The sequence below is a fragment of the Nonomuraea sp. NPDC049129 genome, assembly GCF_040648495.1.
Lineage (GTDB): Bacteria > Actinomycetota > Actinomycetes > Streptosporangiales > Streptosporangiaceae > Nonomuraea.
Genome location: NZ_JBEZDU010000003.1, coordinates 54662 through 72740, shown reverse-complemented (window position 1 = coordinate 72740; position 18079 = coordinate 54662). Strand labels below are relative to the sequence as shown.

Here is an 18079-nt window from a genome sequence, read left to right as displayed (position 1 = left end):
CACCGGGTCATGTCGTGGTGCCCATTTCCCCTTGCTCTCCCCCAACGACGTTCCGGAGGAACACCAGCATGGCCCGCACCTTCAATACCCTCGCCGGATTGTCGACAGGCCTCGTCCTGCTCGCCGGCTGCTCGTTCGACTCAGGAAGCCCCGACGCCACCACGAGCGGCACCTCCAAGCTGGTGATCGCCGACCTGTGGGCGCCCGACTCCGGGTACGCCCTGGAGACCGACGACGCCTTCACTCTCACCCGCGCCGGCTGCCTGGAGACCTTGGTGGTCGTGGACAAGGACAACCAGGCCCAGCCCGCTCTGGCGACGGAATGGAAGCAGGCGGCGCCCACGTCCTGGACGTTCACCATCCGTGAGACCAAGTTCCAGAACGGCACCGCGCTCACCGCCAAGGTCGTCGCCGACGATCTCAACCGGCTGCTGAAGGCCACGGCACCGCCGCGCAGCTTCTCTCCCAGCGTCATCTCCGCGGTCACCGCCGTCGACGACCGGACCGTACGGATCGACACACCGGAAGAGGACCACTTCCTGCCGCTACGGGTCAGCGTGCCCAACACCGGGATCCTCGCCCCCGAGGCGTTCTCCGGCACCACCACCAACCCGGTCGGCACCTGCACCGGGCCGTTCAAGATCACCAGCACCGGAACGGGGCAGTCGCTGGCGCTGACCGCCAACGCCGACTACTGGGGCGGGGACGTCGCCCTCGGCAGCGCCGAAATCCGCTACGCCGAGAGCGGCCCCACCCGCGCCACACAGCTGCGTACCGGTGAGGTCTCGGTGGCCGCCAACCTCCCCGTCACCACCCTCACGACCCTGAAGGGCGACAACAAGATCACCCTTCAGCAGACTTCACTGCCCCGCACCACCGGCCTCTACCTCAACACCCGCAAAGCCCCCTTCGACAAGGTCGAGGCCCGCCGCGCGATCCAGAAGGCCATCGGACTCGACGCCATCGTCAAGGGGGTCTACGAGGGCACCGCCACCCCGGCGGCCGGACCGTTCACCCCCGACGAGCCCTGGACACCGGCCGAACTGAAGCCGGTGCAGGGAGACGCCGCGGCGGCCAAGGCCGCCATGGCCGCCGCCGGAATCGACCCCGGCTCCCTCGGCTTCGAGCTCATCGCCTACTCCGACCGGCCCGAGTTCGCCGACCTCGCCCAGGTGATCCAGGCGCAACTGGCCGAGGCCGGCATCACCGTGAAGATCCGCACCGGCGACTACGCCTCGGTCGAGGACGACCTCATGAGCGGCAAGTTCCAGGCGACCCTGCTGTCCCGCAACCACCTCATCGACATGCCCGAGCCCATCAGCATGCTGCGCTCGGACGAGACCTGCAAGGGCAGTTTCAACCTCGCCGGATACTGCAGCCCGAAGGTCGACGGGCTGGTCAAGGAGGCCGGGAGCACGGGCGACACGACCAAGCGCCACGCCCTCTACGGTCAGATCGCCACCCAGCTGGCCGGCGACGTGGCGTTCATCCCGCTCGTCCACGAGAGCCTGACCATGGGTGTGGCGGCCGCTGTCAAGGGCCTGCCGACCGACCCGATGGAGCGAACCCTGCTGACGAAGGACACGAAGCTGTCGTGACCACGACCACCCCCGAACACGCAGGCCCCGGGACGACACGGCGCTATGTCGTCGACGTAGTCCCGGGGGACGGCATAGGCACCGAGGTCGTTCCCGCCGCCGTCCGCTGCGTCGACCACCTGGCCGGAACCTTCGGGTTCACCATCGAGTGGCGCGACCGCGCGTGGGGCTGCGACCACCACCGGGCGCACGGGCGCATGATGCCCGTCGACGGCCTCGAACAACTGGCCTCCGCCGACGCCATCCTGCTGGGCGCCGTCGGAGCGCCGGACATCCCCGATGACATCACCCTGTGGGGTCTGCTCATCCCCATCCGCCGGGAGTTCGTGCAGTACGTCAATCTGCGGCCGGTCCGATCCCTGCCCGGAATCCGCACGCCGTTGCGGTCGAATGTCCCGATCGACCTGGTCGTCGTACGCGAGAACGTCGAAGGCGAGTACAGCGAGGTCGGCGGCCGGGTCAACCGCGGCCGGCCCGGCGAGTTCGCTGTCCAGGAGGCGGTGTTCACCCGGACCGGCATCGAGCGGGTCGCACGTTTCGCCGCCGACCTGGCCCGGCGACGCTCGGGCCGGCTGATCTCGGCGACGAAGTCGAACGGCATCATTCACACGATGCCGTTCTGGGACGAGGTGGTGGCCGAGGTGGCCGACGGCAGCGGGGTGGAGCTGGAGAAGGTCCTCATCGACGCCTTGGCCGCCCGCCTCGTGCTGCGGCCGGAGTCCGTCGACGTCATCGTCGCCTCCAATCTGTTCGGCGACATCCTGTCCGACCTCGCCGGTGCCCTGGCCGGGTCGATCGGGGTCGCGCCCAGCGCCAACCTCGACCCCACCAAGACGTACCCGTCGATGTTCGAGCCAGTGCACGGATCGGCACCCGACATCGCCGGCATGGGCATCGCCAATCCGGTCGGCACTCTCTGGGCGGCGGCCATGATGCTGGACCATCTCGGCGAAGCCGCGGCCGCGGCCAGGCTCGTGTCCGCCTTCGAGCACGTCCTCCGTGCGGGGACCGCCACACCCGATCTCGGCGGCACGGCGAGCACCGAGCAGTTCACGACCGCCGTCGTCCACGCCATCGCCGGGGGAACGCGGTGAACACGCGCCCGCGAGCCGAGGCCAGGCCGGATCCGCTGGACGCGATCGCCGTCCGGCGTCATCTGCACCGGCGGCCCGAGATCGGCTTCCTCGAGATCGAGACCGCGGACCTGGCCTGGAACATCCTCTCCGATCTGGGCTGGCGGCTACGCGGCGGCGGCGACCTCGTCGACGTACACGATCACCCTGGTCTGCCGAGCCGCGACGAGCTCGACGCCGCCGCCCAGCGGGCCACCACGCAGGGTGTGCCGGAGTCATCGGTGCAGCGCTTCAGTGACGGAAACACCGCCTTCGTCGCGGAGTTGCGGGGCGCCCGCCCGGGTCCGCTGATCGCCCTGCGGGTGGACATGGACGCCCTGCCGATCCAGGAGAGCCGCCACCGCGGCCACGACCCGGCGGCCCAGGGTTTCGACTCGACCATCGACGGTGCCATGCACGCCTGCGGACACGACGGGCACGTGGCCATCGCGTTGCGGGCCGCGGCCCTGCTGTCCGACAGGCGGTTCGCCGGCATCGTACGGCTGCTGTTCCAGCCCGCCGAGGAGGGTGTCCGCGGCGCCGCTCCCATGGTGGCCGCCGGGCTGGTCGACGACGTCGACGTCCTGCTGGCCGTCCACCTCGGTTTCGGCACCCCGGACGGGTGCGTCGCGGCGGCGACCGAGCTGTACGGGACCTCGAAGCTGCGCGCGGAGTTCACCGGGGTCGCCGCCCACGCCAGCGGAGCGCCCGAACAGGGCCGCAGTGCGTTGGTGGCGGCGGCGTCCGCCGTTCTGGGCCTGCACGCTCTGCCCCGCTACGCGACGGCGACGACCCGCGTCAACGTCGGGGCGCTGCACGCACCCGGTGCGGCGAACATCGTCAACGCCCATGCCGTCCTCGACGCCGAGGTCCGGGCAGACGCCGCCGCCGAACACGACGACCTGGAGCGGCGTGCCCGCGCCGTCCTCCACGGCGCGGCCGCCATGCACGGTGTCACCGTGGACATCACCAGAACCGGCTGGGCGACCAGCGCGACCACCGACGGCGCGATCCTCGCCAGGGTCGAAACCCTCGCCCCGAACTGCGGTCTGCGTCTTCTGCCGCCGCGTCCCTTGCGCGCGAGCGACGACGCGACGCTGTTCATGCGGCACGTCCAGGAACGTGACGGGCTTGCCGGATACCTGCTCATGGGTGCCGGAACATACGGACCGCATCACTCGCCGACCTTCGACCTGGACGAGGCCGTGCTGACCCCAGCCGCTGACCTCCTGGCCACGCTCATCCGATCCCTGGAGGATCATTAAGGGAAAGATCCTTAAGGGATGTCAGGCGCGGGGAAGGGGCCCGCGTCGGTCAGGGTTCGCTGTTCGGCGGATCAGGCAGGTCCTGGAGGAAGTCGGCGCTCGGGACGAAGAAGAGCGTGCCGGTCACGGCCGTCGAGAAGTCGAGGATCCGGTCGTGGCCGGCCGGCGGGGCGCCGAGGAACATCCTTTCGAGCATCCGCTCGGTGACCGTGGGGGTGCGGGCGTAGCCGATGAAGTACGTGCCGAACTCGCCACGCCCCACGGCGCCGAAGGGCATGTTGTCGCGCAGGATCTGCCGCTCGGTACCGTCGGCGTCGACGATCGTGGTCAGGGCGACATGCGAGTCGGCCGGTTTGCTGTCGTCGTCCAGTTCGATGTCGGTCAGCTTCCTGCGGCCTATCACTTTCTCCTGCGCCTCGACCGTCAGCGCGTTCCACGCTCGCAGGTCGTGCAGGTACTTCTGCACGATGACGTAGCTCCCGCCGGCGAACGCGGGATCCTCGTCGCCGATCAGGACCGCTTTGTGCGCATCGGCACCGATGGGGTTCTCCGTTCCGTCGACGAAGCCGAGCAGGTCACGTACGTCGAAGTACTTGAACCCGTGCACCTCGTCGCGGACGGTCACCGCGCCGTAGAGCCGGTCCATGATCTCCGATGCCAGCGCGAAGCACAGGTCGAGGCGCTGCGCCCGGATGTGGAACAGCAGGTCACCGGGTGTGGACACGGCACGATGCCGGCTTCCGGCAAGTTCGCGGAAGGGGTGGAGCTCGGCGGGGCGAGGCCCGGCGAACAGCCGGTCCCAGGCGTGCGAGCCGATGGCGGCGACGCAGCTGAGTGTGCTGTCCGGCGCCCGGAAGCCGATGGCCCGCTGCAGCGCGTCCAGGTCGGAGAGGAGGTCTCGGACCGCCGGTCCGCCACCCGGATCGATCGTCGCCACGATGAAGATCGCCGCTCTGGTCAGTGGGCTCAGCACCTGTTGGGGGAGCGCGTCCGTGGGTTCCGCCATGCCGCTCCTCCTCAAGCGTTCGCGTTCATCGTAGCCCTGCTCAGCACCGACGACTGTGACCTGGGCAGGGCTTTCCGGCGTCGTGGCGGCGGCCGTGCACACGATCTGCTCGAGTGCGTCCGGTTGTACCCCTATTGGGGGCCCAGCGCGGTGGCGATCTCGTCGAGACGGGCCTGGAGCTGCGTGCGGCAGGACGGTGTGAGGCGGCCTTCGCGTTCGCGGTCGGCCAGCTTGCGCCTCAGCTTCGCCATGCCGGGCTCGATGGGGCCGGGGGTGTCGAGCACGCCCTGCAGGACCTGCTGGAGGTCCAGCGTGACGTCGTGATCGATGGCCCCGCACGCCGCGGCGCCTGACAGCGTTCCGTGGAACCCGGCCACCGCCTGCCGGGCCGTACGCTCCTGGCCGGGCGACCGCTGGACGGTGTGGGTGGACGGCCCCTCGGTGACAGCCGGTCCTGTGGTGCGAGCCGGGTCCGCGGTGGCCGACGGCAACGCGGCAGGGCTCGCGGACGGCCCGGCCGTGACGGCGCCATCGCCGGATGCGCGCGGTACGGCCGTATCGCCGGGCGCTCGCGTGCCGGGGATGGTGTCGGACGCGCGCGGCGGGGTGGTGGCGCCAGGGGTCTCGCTGGACGCTCGGGGCGTGGCCGTGGTGCCGGCGGGGGGCGAGGGCGAGATGGGGAGGTGGTCGACCGGGCGGTTGAGCCACAGCGCCGAGGACAGCATCATCACACCCGTCCCGGCGACGGCCAGGCCATGCCGTACCCGCCGGCCGAGAGCGGCCCCCCTGAGTGTGGCGGCCAGCGAGTCCGCGATCTCCGCCGCCGTGGGGCGCCGCGCGGGGTCGTGCGCGAGGCAGTTCCGGCACAGTGAGGCGATGCCGTGCGGCACGCCGGTCACCCGGGGCGGCGGCGAGGTGCGGTGGGCGGCCTCGATCTGCTCCCAGGTGGTCTCCGGATAGGGCGTACGGCCGGTGAGCATGGCGAACAGGAGCACCCCGAGCGCGTACACGTCGACCGCCGGATGGGTGGGGGCGCCGGCCAGCCGTTCGGGTGCGACGTAGGGAGGGGTGCCCCGGTCGTCGTCGGGATCACCGGAGGCGGCCGCGATCCCGAAGTCGAGCAGCTTCGGGCCGGACGCGGTGAGCAGCACGTTGTCGGCGGTGACGTCCCGATGGACCACGCCGCGGGCGTGCCCGTCGCGCAGCGCCCGCGCCAGCCGCAGAGCGATGGCCGCGGCCTCGGTCCAGGGCAGCGGCCCCTCGGCGATGCGCTCGCCAAGGGTGGAGCCGTCGAGCAGCGGCATCACCACGTAGGCCGCCACCTCGCCGTCCTCCGTCACGGTTTCGCCATAGTCGTAGATGTCGATCACGTCCGGGTGGAGGAACCGGGCGGCGGCGCGGGCCTCGCTGCGTACGCGGACGCGCTCGCCGAGCCCGGCCTGGAGCGAGGCGGTCAGCACCTTGACCGCGACCAGCCGGTGCAGTGACTGGTCGAAGGCCCGCCAGATCATCGACATGCCGCCGCGGGCGAGGGGATCCAGCAGCAGGTATCTGCGGGCCAGGACGTCACCCGGGTCAAGCCGACTCACGGATGACCAGTTCCGTGGGGAGGACTGGGTCGATGCCGGTCGTACCGGCGAGCAGTAATCGGGTGGCGACCATCGCGAGCTCCTCGACCGGCTGCCGGATCGTGGTCAGCGCCGGGACGGTACGCCGGGCGACGGGTGCGTCATCGAAGCCGATCACCGCGACGTCCGCGGGGACCCGGCGACCGGCGCGGCGCAGGGCCTGGACCGCGCCGGCGGCCATCAGGTCGGAGGCGGCGAAGACCGCGTCGAGCCCGGGGGCGTGCCGCAGCAGCCACTGCATGGCGTGCGTGCCGGAGGCGGCCGTGAAGTCGCCGTAGGCGACGGGCACCTCCGTCGCTCCGGCGGTGCGCAGCGTACGCACCAGCCCGTCGAGCCGGTCTCGCGCCCCTGGCAGGGACGGCGGGCCGCCGATGGCGGCGATCGTCCGGCGGCCCGACAGCAGCAGGTGCTCGGCGGCCTGCCGGCCGCCGTCGTGGTTGTCCACGTCCACGTACGGGAGTTTGAGGTCGTGCGGGGGGCGGCCGACGTTCCGCACGGGCACGCCCGATGTGCAGAGCTTGATGGCCAGGGGATGGCGTTCGCGGGCGCCGATGAGGAGCACCGCGCCGCCTAACTCGGGAAGCACTGAGGCGGTCGGGGTCACCGTCGTCACCATGAGCTGCGTGCCGTGCTCGGCCAGTACGGCACCGGCGGCCGACAGCAGCCTGGCGTAGTAGGGCTCGGAGAATAATCGGGGCAGATGGTCACAGACCACCGCCGTCACCCCGGCGGCCGGTCCTTTGGCCCCCGTTCCCCTGGGCGCGCGATGACGTACGTATCCCATGCGGGACACCGCGTCGTAGACCTGCCGGCGGGTCGAGGTGCTGACCCGTACGGAGCCGGTGAGGACCCTGGAGGCGGTCGCGGGCGAGACCCCCGCTTCGGCCGCTACCTGTGCCAGTGTGGGCTGCTCAGACATGGGAGCACCTCGCGGAAAAAGATCCTGGGAGCGCTCCCACGTTACCAATGTTTCGCCGCTGTTAACAGGGCGATTTGACAGTGTTGTCAGCACGAGACCCGCGAGCACGCCGTGCTCGCGGGTCTCGGAACGCTGGACCGGCTGGTCGGTCTCGGAACGCGGGACGCTGGACCGGCTAGTGGGGGAGCGTGTTGTCGATGATGGGTTCGTCGTCGTTGGGGCCCGTGTCGTTCTTCTCGTCGTCGCTCGGCGTCCGTACGGGAGCACAGCCCTGGCCGCAGCCGCCGAAGCGGGCGGAGTTGATCGGCGTGAACGAGGTGGGCTCGATGTCCTTCAGCGCCGCCAGCATGGTGTCCTTCCAGATCGGCCCCGGCACGCTCGCGCCGAACACTTCCGGGAAGTACTGGCCACCGATGGTGATGTTGTTGAGCTTGTATTTCTGGGAGCCCCGGATGTCGCCGATGCTCACCGCGCCGGCCAGGTCGGGTGTGAACCCGGCGAACCAGGCGGTGGCCTGGTTGTCGGTGGTGCCGGTCTTGCCCGCGGCGTCCCGGCCGATGCCGCCGACCTTTGACATCGTGCCCTTGGTGAACACCCCGCTCAGGACGTTCGCCGCAGCGTCCGCGACCTCGGGGTCGAGGCCGGCCGCCTGGTGGCAGTTGGGGTTGTACTTGGTGACCTTGCCGTCGCGGTCGGTGATCTGGGTGATGGCCATTGGCGTGCAGTACTTGCCGCGCGCCGCGATGGCGGCGTAGGCGTTGGCGACCGTGATCGGGTCCATCTCGTTGATGCCGAGCGTGAAGGTCTCGTACTCCTGCAGCCTGCCGCCGTCGGCCCGCTTGATGCCGAGCGACTGGGCGGTCTTGACGGTGTCGCAGAGGCCGACGCGCTGCTCCAGCGTCAGGAAGAAGGTGTTGACCGAGCCCCAGGTGCCGGTCTGCAGCGACTTGAAGCCGCCACCGCCCTCGTCGTTGCTGACGGCGTGTGTCGGGTCACCGATGTTCTCGCCCTTGCAGTTCTTGAAGGAGGAGAAGTAAGGGGCTGTATAGGTGCTGCCCACGGTGAAGCCGTCGTTGATCTTCATGCCCTCCTTGAGGGCGGTGATCAGCGTGAACGTCTTGAAGGTCGAGCCGGGCTGGAAGCCGGTGCCGCCGCCGTGGGCCGCGTCGGCCGCCACGTTGAGCGACAGTTGGTGCTTCCGCTTGGACGTGCCGTATGGCCTGCTGACCGCCATCGCCTTGATCGCCCCGGTGCCCGGCTGGATCAGGGCCTCGCTGGCGATCGGGTTGTCGGTGACGAAGACGTGCTTCTTGATGGCTTTGTCGGCCGCCGCCTGCATCTTGGGGTCGAGCGTGGTCTTGACCTTCAGGCCGCCCCGGCTGAGCAGCGCGGCGCGGATCTTCGGCGTCTTGCCGAAGAGTTTGCTCTTGGTGATCTCGTTGCGTACGTACACGCAGAAGTATGGGTATTTGCTGGACTCGCAGCCGCCGGGCAGCGGGGTGCCCTTGTAGCCGAGCTTCTTGGCCTTGGCCGCCGCGGCCTCCGCCGGGGTGATCTTGCCGAGTTCGGCCATCCGGTTGAGTACGGTGTCGCGGCGGGTCACCAGGCGCTCCCGGAACTTCCTGCCGAGATTGGGGTCGGTCGCGTTGGGGTCCTGCACCGCGCCCGCCAGAGTGGCCGCCTGCGCCAGGCTGAGCTCGGAGGCGTGTACGCCGAAGAACCGCAGGGCCGCGGCCTCCACCCCGTAGGCACTCGCGCCGAAGTAGGCGATGTTCAGATATTTCTCGAGGATCTGGTCCTTGGTGTACTTCTCCTCGACGGCCATCGCATAACGCAGCTCGTTGAGCTTGCGCGCGTAGGTGGCCTCCAGCGCCTTGTTCTTGTCCTCTTCGGTGGTGGCGTTGTTGAGCAGCACCTGCTTGACGTACTGCTGGGTGATGCTGGAGCCGCCCTGCGCCACCCGGCCCGTCCCCAGGTTCTTCGCCAGCGCGCGGACCGTGCCCTCGATGTCGATCGGGCCGTGCTCGTAGAACCGGTAGTCCTCGATCGAGATGATCGCTTTCTTCATGAGGTCGCCCATGTCGGCCAACGGGATGACCTTGCGGTACTGCTCGTAGAACTGCGCGATCTGGTTGCCCTTGGCGTCGAGGATCGCGGTCATCTCGGCCGGCGGCTCCTCGGGGAGATCTGTCGCCTTGAGATTCAGCTCGGCGGAAGCGGTCTTGAACAGCGCCCCCGCGCCGCCCACGGCAGGCAGGGCGATAGCGGCCACCAGCACACCCGCAGCCGCTCCCGCTCCGGCAAGACGCGCGATACTCCTGGTGATCACGTCAGTCCCCCCTATTGGTATTAGGATTAATCCTATAGCCGTTAGGGTTGCGGGGCGGACGATGCGTAAGAGACTAACGCGGCAGACGACGATAGATGGGGCGATCGCCTATGCCGATGAGCACGGCATCGACGCCCTGTCCATCAGCGCGCTGGCCCGCCATCTGGGTGTGGCCGCGCCCAGCCTGTACGTCCACCTGCCCGGCGGGCTGCGTGACCTTCGCATCGCCCTGTCCGTCAAGGGACATCGCGACCTCGCCGACCACTGCCGCCGCGCCGCCACCGGCCGCTCGGGAGCCGACGCCTTAAGAGCGCTGGCCCACGCCCAGCGAGCATACGCGCGCGAGCATCCTGCCCTGTACGCGGCCACGCACTTCGCGGTGGACGGCTTCGACGACGAGGAAGTACGCAGTGCCGCGGACGAGGCGGCGGCCGTCACCGTCGACGTCCTGGCCGTCGGCTCGCTGACCGGAGCCGCCCTGGCGCACGCCGCCCGCGGCATCCGCAGCGCGGTCCAGGGGTTCTGCGCGCTGGAGTCGGCCGGGGTGTTCGCGCTGTGCGTCTCGCTGGACGACAGCTTCGCCTGGCTGGTGGACGCGCTGGTGACCAAGGCGATGGGGGCCACCGCGCTGTCCACGGGGGCCACCGCCGTTTGGGAGAGTGGGCCTCGGCCAACCTGATGGGAGCGGCGGTGACGCCCCTCGTCGCGCGCCCCCTGCCAGGAGAGTTTGGTGTGATCAGGGGGCCTTTGTCGAGCATTTCGAAGATTCTGAAAGCGCCCGCCACCCCGTGAGCCGGACCCAGGTCGGCGTGTGACAGCCGAGGCTCGATACTGGGGAGATGGTGATGGACGCGGCGCTCGTGGCCCGGCAGTTCGACGGGTCCATCGATCGCTGGGCGAATCTCCTGGAGAGTGCATCAACGTGAGCGACATCCTCTTCCCCGTCCGGCGCATCGGCCGCCGCGAGTTCGACTTCGCGCGCCAGGTGGCCATCATGGCGATCGTCAACAGGACGCCCAACTCCTTCCACGACAAGGGCCGGACGTTCGAGCTCCACAGGGCCGTCGAGGCGGCGCGGGCCGCCGTCGCGGCCGGCGCCGACTGGGTGGACGTCGGCGGGTTCGCCTTCAGCGCCGATCAGGACGGCATCAGCGTCGGTGAGGAGGTCGACCGGGTGGTCCCCGTCATCGCCGAGATCCGCAACGTGACGGACGCCGTCATCTCGGTCGACACCCACCGCGCCGACGTGGCGAAGGCGGCTCTGGCGGCCGGCGCCGACGTCATCAACGACACCAACGGCCTGCGCGAGCCCGGCATGGCCGCGGTCGCGGCGGAGAGCGGCGCGACCGTGATCGTGACCCACAGCCTCGCCGGCCCGGGGAAGGCGGTCGTCCGGCCGGTGTACGGCGACGTCGTGACAGAGGTCGCGGACTTCCTGCGCGAGCGGGTCCGGTTCGTGCTCGACTCCGGCATCCCCGCCGAGCGGATCATCATCGACCCCGGCCACGACCTGAACAAGAACACCTTCCACTCGCTGGAGCTCATGCGCAGGCTCGACGAGATCACCTCGATCGGCTACCCGACCCTGGTCGCCCTGTCGAACAAGGACTTCATCGGCGAGACCCTCGATCGCCCGCAGCGCGAGCGGACGGAAGGCACGATCGCCGCGAACGTGACCGCCGTCCTGAAGGGCGCCCGGATCCTCCGCGTGCACGACGTGCCCGCGACGGTCGCGGCCGTACGGATGACCGAAGCCATGCTCGGCTGGCGGGCCCCGATCGCGCCTCGGCATAATCTCGGGTGAGGAGAGGGGTCGAGGATGACAGAGCGCAAACCGGGTGGGATGAGCTTCGAGTCATGGATCGACCGGCAGATCCGTGAGGCGACGGAGCGCGGCGAGTTCGACAACCTGCCAGGTGCCGGCAAGCCGCTTCCCGACCTCGACAAGCCGTACGACGAGATGTGGTGGATCAAGCAGAAGGTGCGCAGCGAGGGCCTGTCGATGCCGCTGCCGCCGACACTCGCTCTGCGCAAGGACGCGGAGGAGGCGCGCGCCGAGGCCGTGGGTGCCAGATCGGAGACCGAGGCGCGGCGCGTCATCGAGGAGATCAACGCGCGCATCCGCGAGGCGATCAGGACCGGGCTGCAGGGCCCGCCGCTCAACCTGATGCCGTACGACGTCGAACGCGTCATCTCCGAATGGCGCGCCCGCCAGGGCCGCTAGCGGGTCCAATAGCTGTCGAGGATGGGCTCGCGGCTCAGCAGCTCCGCGAACAGGTCCTCCCACAGCGGCATCACCGAGTCGGCGTGGTAGTTGGCGGCCGTCCGCCTGGCCGCCGCCCCCATCCGCATCCGCAGCGCCTTGTCCGACATCAGCTGGTCGAGCGCGTCGGCCAGCCCGGCGACGTCCCCAGGCGGCACCAGCAGCCCGTCCTTGCCCGAAGTGAGCACGTCGGCGGGCCCGGTCGGGCAGTCGAACGCGGCGATCGGCAGCCCTTGCCCCATCGCCTCGATCATCACCATCGGCAGCCCCTCGAAGCGGGACGAGAGCGCATAGATCGATGCCCCGGCCAGCTTCTCCTCCAGGCGGTCCGTACGGCCCATCAACTGCACCCGGTCCTGCAGGCCGAGCTCGGCGATGAGCGCGGTGAGCTCGGCCTTCCTGGGGCCGCCGCCGTACACGCGCAGCCGCCAGTCCGGATGCCGCCGCGCCGCCTGCTGGAACGCCGGGATCAGCAGGTCGAAGCCCTTCTGCTTGACCAGCCGCCCGGCCGCCACCACGACCGGGTTCACCTGCTTGGAGACCGGCCCCGACCCGTGCAGCGCGTTGGGGATGCGCACGATGGGCGTGTCAGGCAGGAGGATGCGGTATTCGATCTGGTTCTTCGTGGTCAGCACGACGACCGCGTCGAAGCGGCCGTAGTAGCGGGCGATGTCCCGGGTGATCGTCTCGGGGTAGGCGCCCACGTTCATGTGGTCCTGGGCGACGCAGATGACGCTCTTGGGAGTACGGCGGGCGGCGATCAGGTTGAGCGCGGGCCGGGTCGTGACCAGGATGCCGCCTTCGAGGCGCGAGACATAGTCGATGACCGCCCTCTCCACCCGTTCGGTGAAGTAGTCGGCGGCGAACTCCCCGAAAGGCACGATCTTGCCGCGCATCCTGCGCCACAGCTTGCGGCCCAGCGAGTCGACCGGCACACCGGCGCGCTGGTCGGCCAGCGGAACCAGCGTCACGCGGGGATCGATGGGGAACTGGGGCTTGTCGCGCCGTCGTACGGCACTGGCGATCTCCACCTCGTGGCCGAGCGCGACCATCGCGTTGGCCTGGTTGATGACGGTACGGATCGTCCCGCCCTGCCCATAGGCATGCAGCAGCAGATATCGGATCTTCATGAGTATCCCCAGCTCCGGCACATGGCCCGGAGCGTCTCGGGCACCTCCTCAGGTGTGGGAAGTTCGCGGCCCGGCTGCACGCTGCCGGAGCGGATCTTGTCTCGCCAGTCGCCGAGCCCCTTGGTGAGCACGTCAGGCCGGCCGTACGCGAGCATCTCCCGCTCCCAGGGGACGCCCAGGAACTCGCAGACGGCTCTCGTCTCGCGCTCGGGGTCGGCGGTCAGGTCCTCGTAGCGCACGGTCAGGCCGGTGTGCGCCTTCCTCGCTCGCTGGACCGCCTTCATGTAGCGCAGCGCGTCGGCCGCGGCCGCTTCGCGGTCGCGCTTGTCCGGGGCGGCCTCGTGCCAGGAGGCGGCGATGGAGGCCGGGTGGCGCAGCAGGAAGATGAAGCGCGCGTCGGGCCAGCAGGTGGCGATGCGCTGGTGGGCGAAGGCGTTGGCCGGGGTCTTGTCGACGATGTGCCGCTTGCCGCTGCGGACCAGCTCGCGGTGGAGCACCCGGTCCCAGAGCAGGTGTTCCAGGTCGGCCCGGTTGTGGCCGAGCGCCGCCATCGACCGTTCCGCCAGTGACGTCCCGAACTCGACCCCGAGCCGGCGCACATGCAGCTCGTGCGGAGCGTGGACCAGGGAGTGGGCGTCGAGCATCGCGCGCAGCAGGGTGGAGCCCGATCTGACGGGCGACAGGATGAACACCGGCTCGCTCAACAGCCTGTCGGCGGGGTCGGCAGGGGGCCTTGCCGGGCTCTCCGGAGCCGCCTTGCTGACCCGCGAGAACTGGACGCCGGCATATTTGCCGAGCGCCTTGTTGATCTTGTGCTGCCAGGTCATGCGCTTGGAGGTTACCCAGCGTTCCTGGCAATTGGCTGGCAGCGGACAATCAGCGCGGGTCAGGTGAAGAGGGAGTTAACGCTGGTGCAGCAGCGGATGATCGCCTGCGGGCGGGCAGGTGAGCGGACCCGGCGACCGTGCGTACGCGCCATAAAGTCGCATCCGCAGGCGGACGAGGAGGAACCCGATGGCGCACGGCTACCCCACATCGGTGCCCTATCGGGCGGGCACCGACGGTTACCACACCTTCCGCATCCCGGCGGCGGTGGTGACCGGAGCCGGCACGATCCTGGCCTTCGCCGAGGGGCGGCACGGCTCGGCCGGCGACTCGGGCCACATCGACATCGTGCTCAAGAGGTCGACCGACGGCGGTGCCACGTGGGACGGACCGCGCGTGGTCGCCTCAGAACCGCGCAAGGGCACCACGGGCAACCCGGCCCCCATCGTGACCCGCGACGGCCGGATCGTCCTGGTGTACGTGCGCAACGGCCCCGCCGCCACCGAGGACAAGATCAGGCGCGGCCAGGTCGCCGCCGCCGACGGCCGCCGCGTGTACGTGCAGGCGAGCGACGACGACGGCGTCACCTGGTCGGCGCCCCGCGAGATCACCGCTAGCGCGAAGCGGCCCGAGTGGCGCTGGTACGCCACCGGCCCCGGCCACGCGGTCGAGCTGCGGCAGGGGCCGCACGCGGGTCGCCTCGTGGTCCCCGCCAACCACTCGGTGCCCCCGACCGGTCGCGACAACGGCACGGAGGGCAAGTACAACGGCGGCCACTGCCTGCTGAGCGACGACGGCGGCACCTCGTGGCGCATCGGGTACGTCGACGGCAACAACGACGGTTACCTCAACATCAACGAGTCCACGGCCACCGAGCTGCCGGACGGCCGCCTCTACGTCAACTCCCGCACCGACTCCACCGCTCCCGGCAACCGGGCCGACGCCTACTCGGCCGACGGCGGGCAGACGCTCGAAGCGCCGTTCCGCCCGCAGGCCGATCTGGTCTGCCCGGTCGTGGAGGGCAGCGTGCTGCAGTGCGAGGCGCCGGACGTCCTGCTGTTCTCCGCCCCGGGGGCGCCGGACGCCAGGGCGGTGATGACGGTACGGGCCAGCGCGGACGGCGGCGTCACGTGGCGGCCCGTGCACACGGTGTCGGGCCTGCCCGCGGCGTACTCGGACCTGGTCAGGGTGGACGCGGACACGGTCGGGCTGCTGTACGAGACGGGTGACACCAGCGCCTACTCGACCATCGCCTTCCGCCGCGTCCCCATCGCCGAGCTCACCTGATCCGGCTCTCCAGCCAGGGCCGCAGGATCGGCAGGACATTGGCCACCTGCATCGCCCGTATGTGGTCGAGGCCGTCGAGCACGCGCACCTCCCAGCCGAGCGCTTCGAGCTCGGCGCGCCGGTTGACCATCGGCCCGGCGATGTCCACGTCCACACCGCCCCACCGCTCGCCGTACTCGATCTTGTCGGCCGAGCCCGCGAAGCACAGGCGCGGGCAGCTCAGGCTCGCCTGCGCCGCCCGGTCGTCGAAATCCTGCAGACCCTCGTAGAGCGTGACGAACTGCCTGGTCTGGGCCTCCGTCATGGTGACCTCCGCGGAGTCCCAGTCGTACTCGTTCTCGGCCTTGGGCTCCGCCTCCTTCTTCGGGGCGGGGTCCTGGCCGGACATCTCGTAGGTGGTCATGGTCACGCTGAGCATCTCCGCGTACGGTCCGTCGAGCGGCGGGTAGCCGCCCATGACGAGCGCCGACAGCCGGTCGGTCCTGATCGCCAGCTGCAACCCACTGAGCGCGAGCCACGAGTAGCCGTAGTAGGCGAACCGGTCGGCGTCCACTGCGTCGGCGACGGCGAGCAGGTCGGCGGCGATGTTGGCCGGGGTCAGCGTGTCCGGCTTGGGGGTGGCCAGGACGTGGCCCTCGTAGTCGAAGGCGACGACCCTGAACGCGTCCGACAGCCCGTCGATGAGGTTGCGGCCGAGCGCCGGGTCGACGCCCCATTTACGCATGTCGTCGGCCTTGGTGCCGTCGATCGGCACCGGGTTGACCGGCAGCAGCACTGTCGGGCCCCGGCCGTGCACCTCCAGGTGGATCGTGCTTCCGTCGTGCAGTTTGGCCTCGGTCATCAAGGATCTCCTTCTAACTCCATACGCTGTAAACCAATCATCCACACAATAGCTTATGCCGTAAAGAGTTGAGGGTGGCGACTAGCCAAGTTTCCGCAATACGCGATAGCATTCCATTATTCGGAATACGCTAGGAGAATCCATGGCCGAGGCCCAGTCGCCGGTGGGCAGCGTCGACCGCGCCCTGCTGATCCTGCAGGAGATCGGCAAGCACAGCCGAGGGGTGACACTCGACGAGCTGGCCACCCGGCTCGGCCTGCCCAAGAGCTCGCTCCACCGGCTGCTCGGCGCGCTCAAGCATCGCGGTTTCGCCGCGCAGCCCGAACCCAGCGGGCCCTACTTCCTCGGCACCGAGATGCTCGCCACGGCCTTCAGATTCTACGAAACCATGGACCTGCGCACGCTGGTGCGCCCGTTGCTGCTGCGGCTGAGCGAGGAGTTCGCCGAGACCGTGCACATGGCCATGCTGGACGGCGGCGAGGTCGTCTACCTGGACAAGGTCGAGGCGGTGCGGTCCATCACGATGACCTCCGTGGTCGGCGGGCGCAACGCGGCCCACTGCACGGGCGTGGGCAAGGCGCTGCTGGCGTGGACCTACCCGACCGACGAGGCGATCAAGGCATGGGCCGACCGCTACGGCCCGCTCGCGACCAGGACCCGCAACACGATCACGAACCCGGCCAAGCTGGCCACCCACCTGGACCAGGTCCGGCAGCGCGGCTACGCGCTCGACATGGAGGAGAACGAACCCGGCGTGCGCTGCGTGTCCGCCCCGGTCTTCCTGGGGCGGACGGCTCCCGTCGCCGCGGTGAGCGTGACCGCGATCAAGGACAGGATGTCACCGGCCCGGATGGAAGAGGTGGGCCACACCCTGCGGCGGGCGGTCGCGGAGCAGGGCTGACCAGCGGCCACGATCTGCGGTGGGCGGTCGCGGCGGCAGGGCTGATCGGTTGACAGTGCGATCTTCCGGGTGATCTCCTGGCACTCTAACTGGAATGACGTTCTGACATACGGAACAAGGGGAGTGACGATGGAGGTCGTACCCGTACCGCACGCGCGGCTGGGTGAGGGGCCGTGCTGGGACGAGCGGACGGGGACGCTGCTCTGGGTGGACATCCCCGCGGGCCTGGTGCACCGGCTCGACCCCGCCGACGGCTCGCACGAGTCGATCGACGTGGGGCAGCCTGTGGGCGTGGCGGTTCCGCGTGCGTCCGGCGGGCTGGCGCTCGCCGTCAGGGACGGTTTCGCCGTACACGATGGAGAGCTGATCGATGGAGAGCTGACCGTCGTCGCGCCCGTGACGGCGGCCGAACCACCCGGAAACCGGATGAACGACGGCGCATGCGATCGCGCGGGCCGGTTCTTCGCCGGGACCATGGCGCAGGACGACACTCCTGGCGCGGGCTCGCTCTATCGCCTCGACCCCGACCGCCGTGTCGAGCGGATCCTCGACGGCGTCACGATCTCCAACGGCATCGGGTGGAGCCCCGACGAGCGGCTGCTCTACTACGTGGACACGCTCACGGACCGGGTCGACGTCTTCGACTACGACCCGGCGACCGGTCAGGTCGCGGATCGCCGGTTGTTCGCCGTGCTCCCGAGCCCCGACGGCCTCACGGTAGACGCGTCGGGGCATGTGTGGGTGGCGCTGTGGGGCGGCGGGAAGGTGGTCCGGCTGCGGCCGGACGGGCAGCCCGACCTGACGGTGGAGGTGCCCGCCACCAACGTGACGAGCTGCGCCTTCGGCGGCCCCGACCTCGACATCCTGTACGTCACCACCGCCTGGGACGGCCGGACCGGCGGCGAGCTGTGGCGGCGGCGCACCTCGTTCACCGGCCTGCCCGCCAACCCCTACCGCGACCTGAACCCGTGACCG

Annotated in this window: 16 protein-coding genes; 9 read left to right on the top strand and 7 right to left on the bottom strand. The window is 69.9% G+C overall.

Annotation, left to right across the window (positions count from 1 at the left end; translation table 11 throughout):
* Positions 1-68: 68 nt before the first annotated feature.
* From AB0B64_RS09755 to AB0B64_RS09745, 3 genes are read left to right on the top strand one after another with little or no spacing between them, the layout of a single operon-like run.
* Positions 69-1598, top strand: coding sequence for an ABC transporter substrate-binding protein (locus AB0B64_RS09755; protein WP_357938949.1), 1530 nt, complete (start codon positions 69-71; stop codon positions 1596-1598).
* Positions 1595-2692, top strand: coding sequence for a tartrate dehydrogenase (locus AB0B64_RS09750; RefSeq protein WP_357938951.1), 1098 nt, complete (start codon positions 1595-1597; stop codon positions 2690-2692). The genes AB0B64_RS09755 and AB0B64_RS09750 overlap by 4 nt, the downstream gene beginning before the upstream one ends.
* The gene (locus AB0B64_RS09745) at positions 2689-3975 is read left to right on the top strand and encodes an amidohydrolase (protein ID WP_357938953.1); all 1287 of its coding nucleotides are present in this window, start codon (positions 2689-2691) and stop codon (positions 3973-3975) included. The genes AB0B64_RS09750 and AB0B64_RS09745 overlap by 4 nt, the downstream gene beginning before the upstream one ends.
* A 49-nt stretch (positions 3976-4024) precedes the next feature.
* On the opposite strand, the gene AB0B64_RS09740 is transcribed toward AB0B64_RS09745, so the two are convergent.
* From AB0B64_RS09740 to AB0B64_RS09725, 4 genes are all read right to left on the bottom strand, one after another.
* Positions 4025-4981, bottom strand: a complete 957-nt coding sequence (locus AB0B64_RS09740) for a Dyp-type peroxidase (protein WP_357938955.1) — start codon at positions 4979-4981, stop codon at positions 4025-4027.
* A gap of 131 nt (positions 4982-5112) precedes the next feature.
* Complete coding sequence (locus tag AB0B64_RS09735; protein ID WP_357938957.1) at positions 5113-6570, bottom strand: protein kinase; 1458 nt, start codon at positions 6568-6570, stop codon at positions 5113-5115.
* Positions 6557-7528: a LacI family DNA-binding transcriptional regulator gene (locus AB0B64_RS09730; protein WP_357938959.1), complete on the bottom strand. Its 972-nt coding sequence runs from the start codon at positions 7526-7528 to the stop codon at positions 6557-6559. Before AB0B64_RS09730 ends, AB0B64_RS09735 begins: the two co-directional genes overlap by 14 nt.
* A 175-nt stretch (positions 7529-7703) precedes the next feature.
* Complete coding sequence (locus AB0B64_RS09725; protein WP_358176111.1) at positions 7704-9857, bottom strand: transglycosylase domain-containing protein; 2154 nt, start codon at positions 9855-9857, stop codon at positions 7704-7706.
* Positions 9858-9918: 61 nt separating this feature from the next.
* On the opposite strand from AB0B64_RS09725, the gene AB0B64_RS09720 reads away from it, so the two are divergent.
* From AB0B64_RS09720 to AB0B64_RS09710, 3 genes are all read left to right on the top strand, one after another.
* The gene (locus tag AB0B64_RS09720; RefSeq protein ID WP_357938963.1) at positions 9919-10536 is read left to right on the top strand and encodes a TetR/AcrR family transcriptional regulator; all 618 of its coding nucleotides are present in this window, start codon (positions 9919-9921) and stop codon (positions 10534-10536) included.
* A gap of 243 nt (positions 10537-10779) precedes the next feature.
* Positions 10780-11661, top strand: coding sequence for a dihydropteroate synthase (gene folP, locus AB0B64_RS09715; RefSeq protein ID WP_358176108.1), 882 nt, complete (start codon positions 10780-10782; stop codon positions 11659-11661).
* A 15-nt stretch (positions 11662-11676) separates the two neighbouring features.
* A complete protein-coding gene (locus AB0B64_RS09710) occupies positions 11677-12081 on the top strand; it encodes a DUF1992 domain-containing protein (protein ID WP_358176105.1) in 405 nt (134 codons plus the stop codon).
* On the opposite strand, the gene AB0B64_RS09705 is transcribed toward AB0B64_RS09710, so the two are convergent.
* Positions 12078-13250, bottom strand: a complete 1173-nt coding sequence (locus AB0B64_RS09705; protein ID WP_358176102.1) for a glycosyltransferase family 4 protein — start codon at positions 13248-13250, stop codon at positions 12078-12080. The genes AB0B64_RS09710 and AB0B64_RS09705 overlap by 4 nt on opposite strands.
* Positions 13247-14077, bottom strand: coding sequence for a sulfotransferase (locus AB0B64_RS09700; protein WP_358176099.1), 831 nt, complete (start codon positions 14075-14077; stop codon positions 13247-13249). Before AB0B64_RS09700 ends, AB0B64_RS09705 begins: the two co-directional genes overlap by 4 nt.
* A gap of 187 nt (positions 14078-14264) precedes the next feature.
* Between AB0B64_RS09700 and AB0B64_RS09695 the strand changes: the two genes are divergently transcribed.
* On the top strand, positions 14265-15362 hold the full coding sequence (locus AB0B64_RS09695; protein ID WP_358176096.1) for a sialidase family protein: 1098 nt from the start codon (positions 14265-14267) through the stop codon (positions 15360-15362).
* Here AB0B64_RS09695 and AB0B64_RS09690 read toward each other — a convergent pair.
* A complete protein-coding gene (locus AB0B64_RS09690) occupies positions 15355-16203 on the bottom strand; it encodes an alpha/beta hydrolase (protein ID WP_358176093.1) in 849 nt (282 codons plus the stop codon). The two genes, AB0B64_RS09695 and AB0B64_RS09690, sit on opposite strands and share 8 nt — an antisense overlap.
* Positions 16204-16345: 142 nt before the next feature.
* Between AB0B64_RS09690 and AB0B64_RS09685 the strand changes: the two genes are divergently transcribed.
* Together AB0B64_RS09685 and AB0B64_RS09680 are read left to right on the top strand one after the other, a co-directional pair.
* Complete coding sequence (locus tag AB0B64_RS09685; protein WP_357938978.1) at positions 16346-17104, top strand: IclR family transcriptional regulator; 759 nt, start codon at positions 16346-16348, stop codon at positions 17102-17104.
* A gap of 129 nt (positions 17105-17233) precedes the next feature.
* A complete protein-coding gene (locus AB0B64_RS09680; protein WP_357938980.1) occupies positions 17234-18076 on the top strand; it encodes an SMP-30/gluconolactonase/LRE family protein in 843 nt (280 codons plus the stop codon).
* Positions 18077-18079 lie beyond the last annotated feature (3 nt).

What these genes read in the sequence shown, in the direction of transcription:
- AB0B64_RS09695 (WP_358176096.1), top strand. Translation starts at nt 14,265, where the DNA reads ATGGCGCACGGCTACCCCACATCGGTGCCCTATCGGGCGGGCACCGAC.
- AB0B64_RS09700 (WP_358176099.1), bottom strand. Translation starts at nt 14,077, where the DNA reads ATGACCTGGCAGCACAAGATCAACAAGGCGCTCGGCAAATATGCCGGC.
- AB0B64_RS09705 (WP_358176102.1), bottom strand. Translation starts at nt 13,250, where the DNA reads ATGAAGATCCGATATCTGCTGCTGCATGCCTATGGGCAGGGCGGGACG.
- AB0B64_RS09690 (WP_358176093.1), bottom strand. Translation starts at nt 16,203, where the DNA reads ATGACCGAGGCCAAACTGCACGACGGAAGCACGATCCACCTGGAGGTG.
- AB0B64_RS09680 (WP_357938980.1), top strand. Translation starts at nt 17,234, where the DNA reads ATGGAGGTCGTACCCGTACCGCACGCGCGGCTGGGTGAGGGGCCGTGC.
- AB0B64_RS09755 (WP_357938949.1), top strand. Translation starts at nt 69, where the DNA reads ATGGCCCGCACCTTCAATACCCTCGCCGGATTGTCGACAGGCCTCGTC.
- AB0B64_RS09710 (WP_358176105.1), top strand. Translation starts at nt 11,677, where the DNA reads ATGACAGAGCGCAAACCGGGTGGGATGAGCTTCGAGTCATGGATCGAC.
- AB0B64_RS09730 (WP_357938959.1), bottom strand. Translation starts at nt 7,528, where the DNA reads ATGTCTGAGCAGCCCACACTGGCACAGGTAGCGGCCGAAGCGGGGGTC.
- AB0B64_RS09685 (WP_357938978.1), top strand. Translation starts at nt 16,346, where the DNA reads ATGGCCGAGGCCCAGTCGCCGGTGGGCAGCGTCGACCGCGCCCTGCTG.
- AB0B64_RS09720 (WP_357938963.1), top strand. Translation starts at nt 9,919, where the DNA reads ATGCGTAAGAGACTAACGCGGCAGACGACGATAGATGGGGCGATCGCC.
- AB0B64_RS09740 (WP_357938955.1), bottom strand. Translation starts at nt 4,981, where the DNA reads ATGGCGGAACCCACGGACGCGCTCCCCCAACAGGTGCTGAGCCCACTG.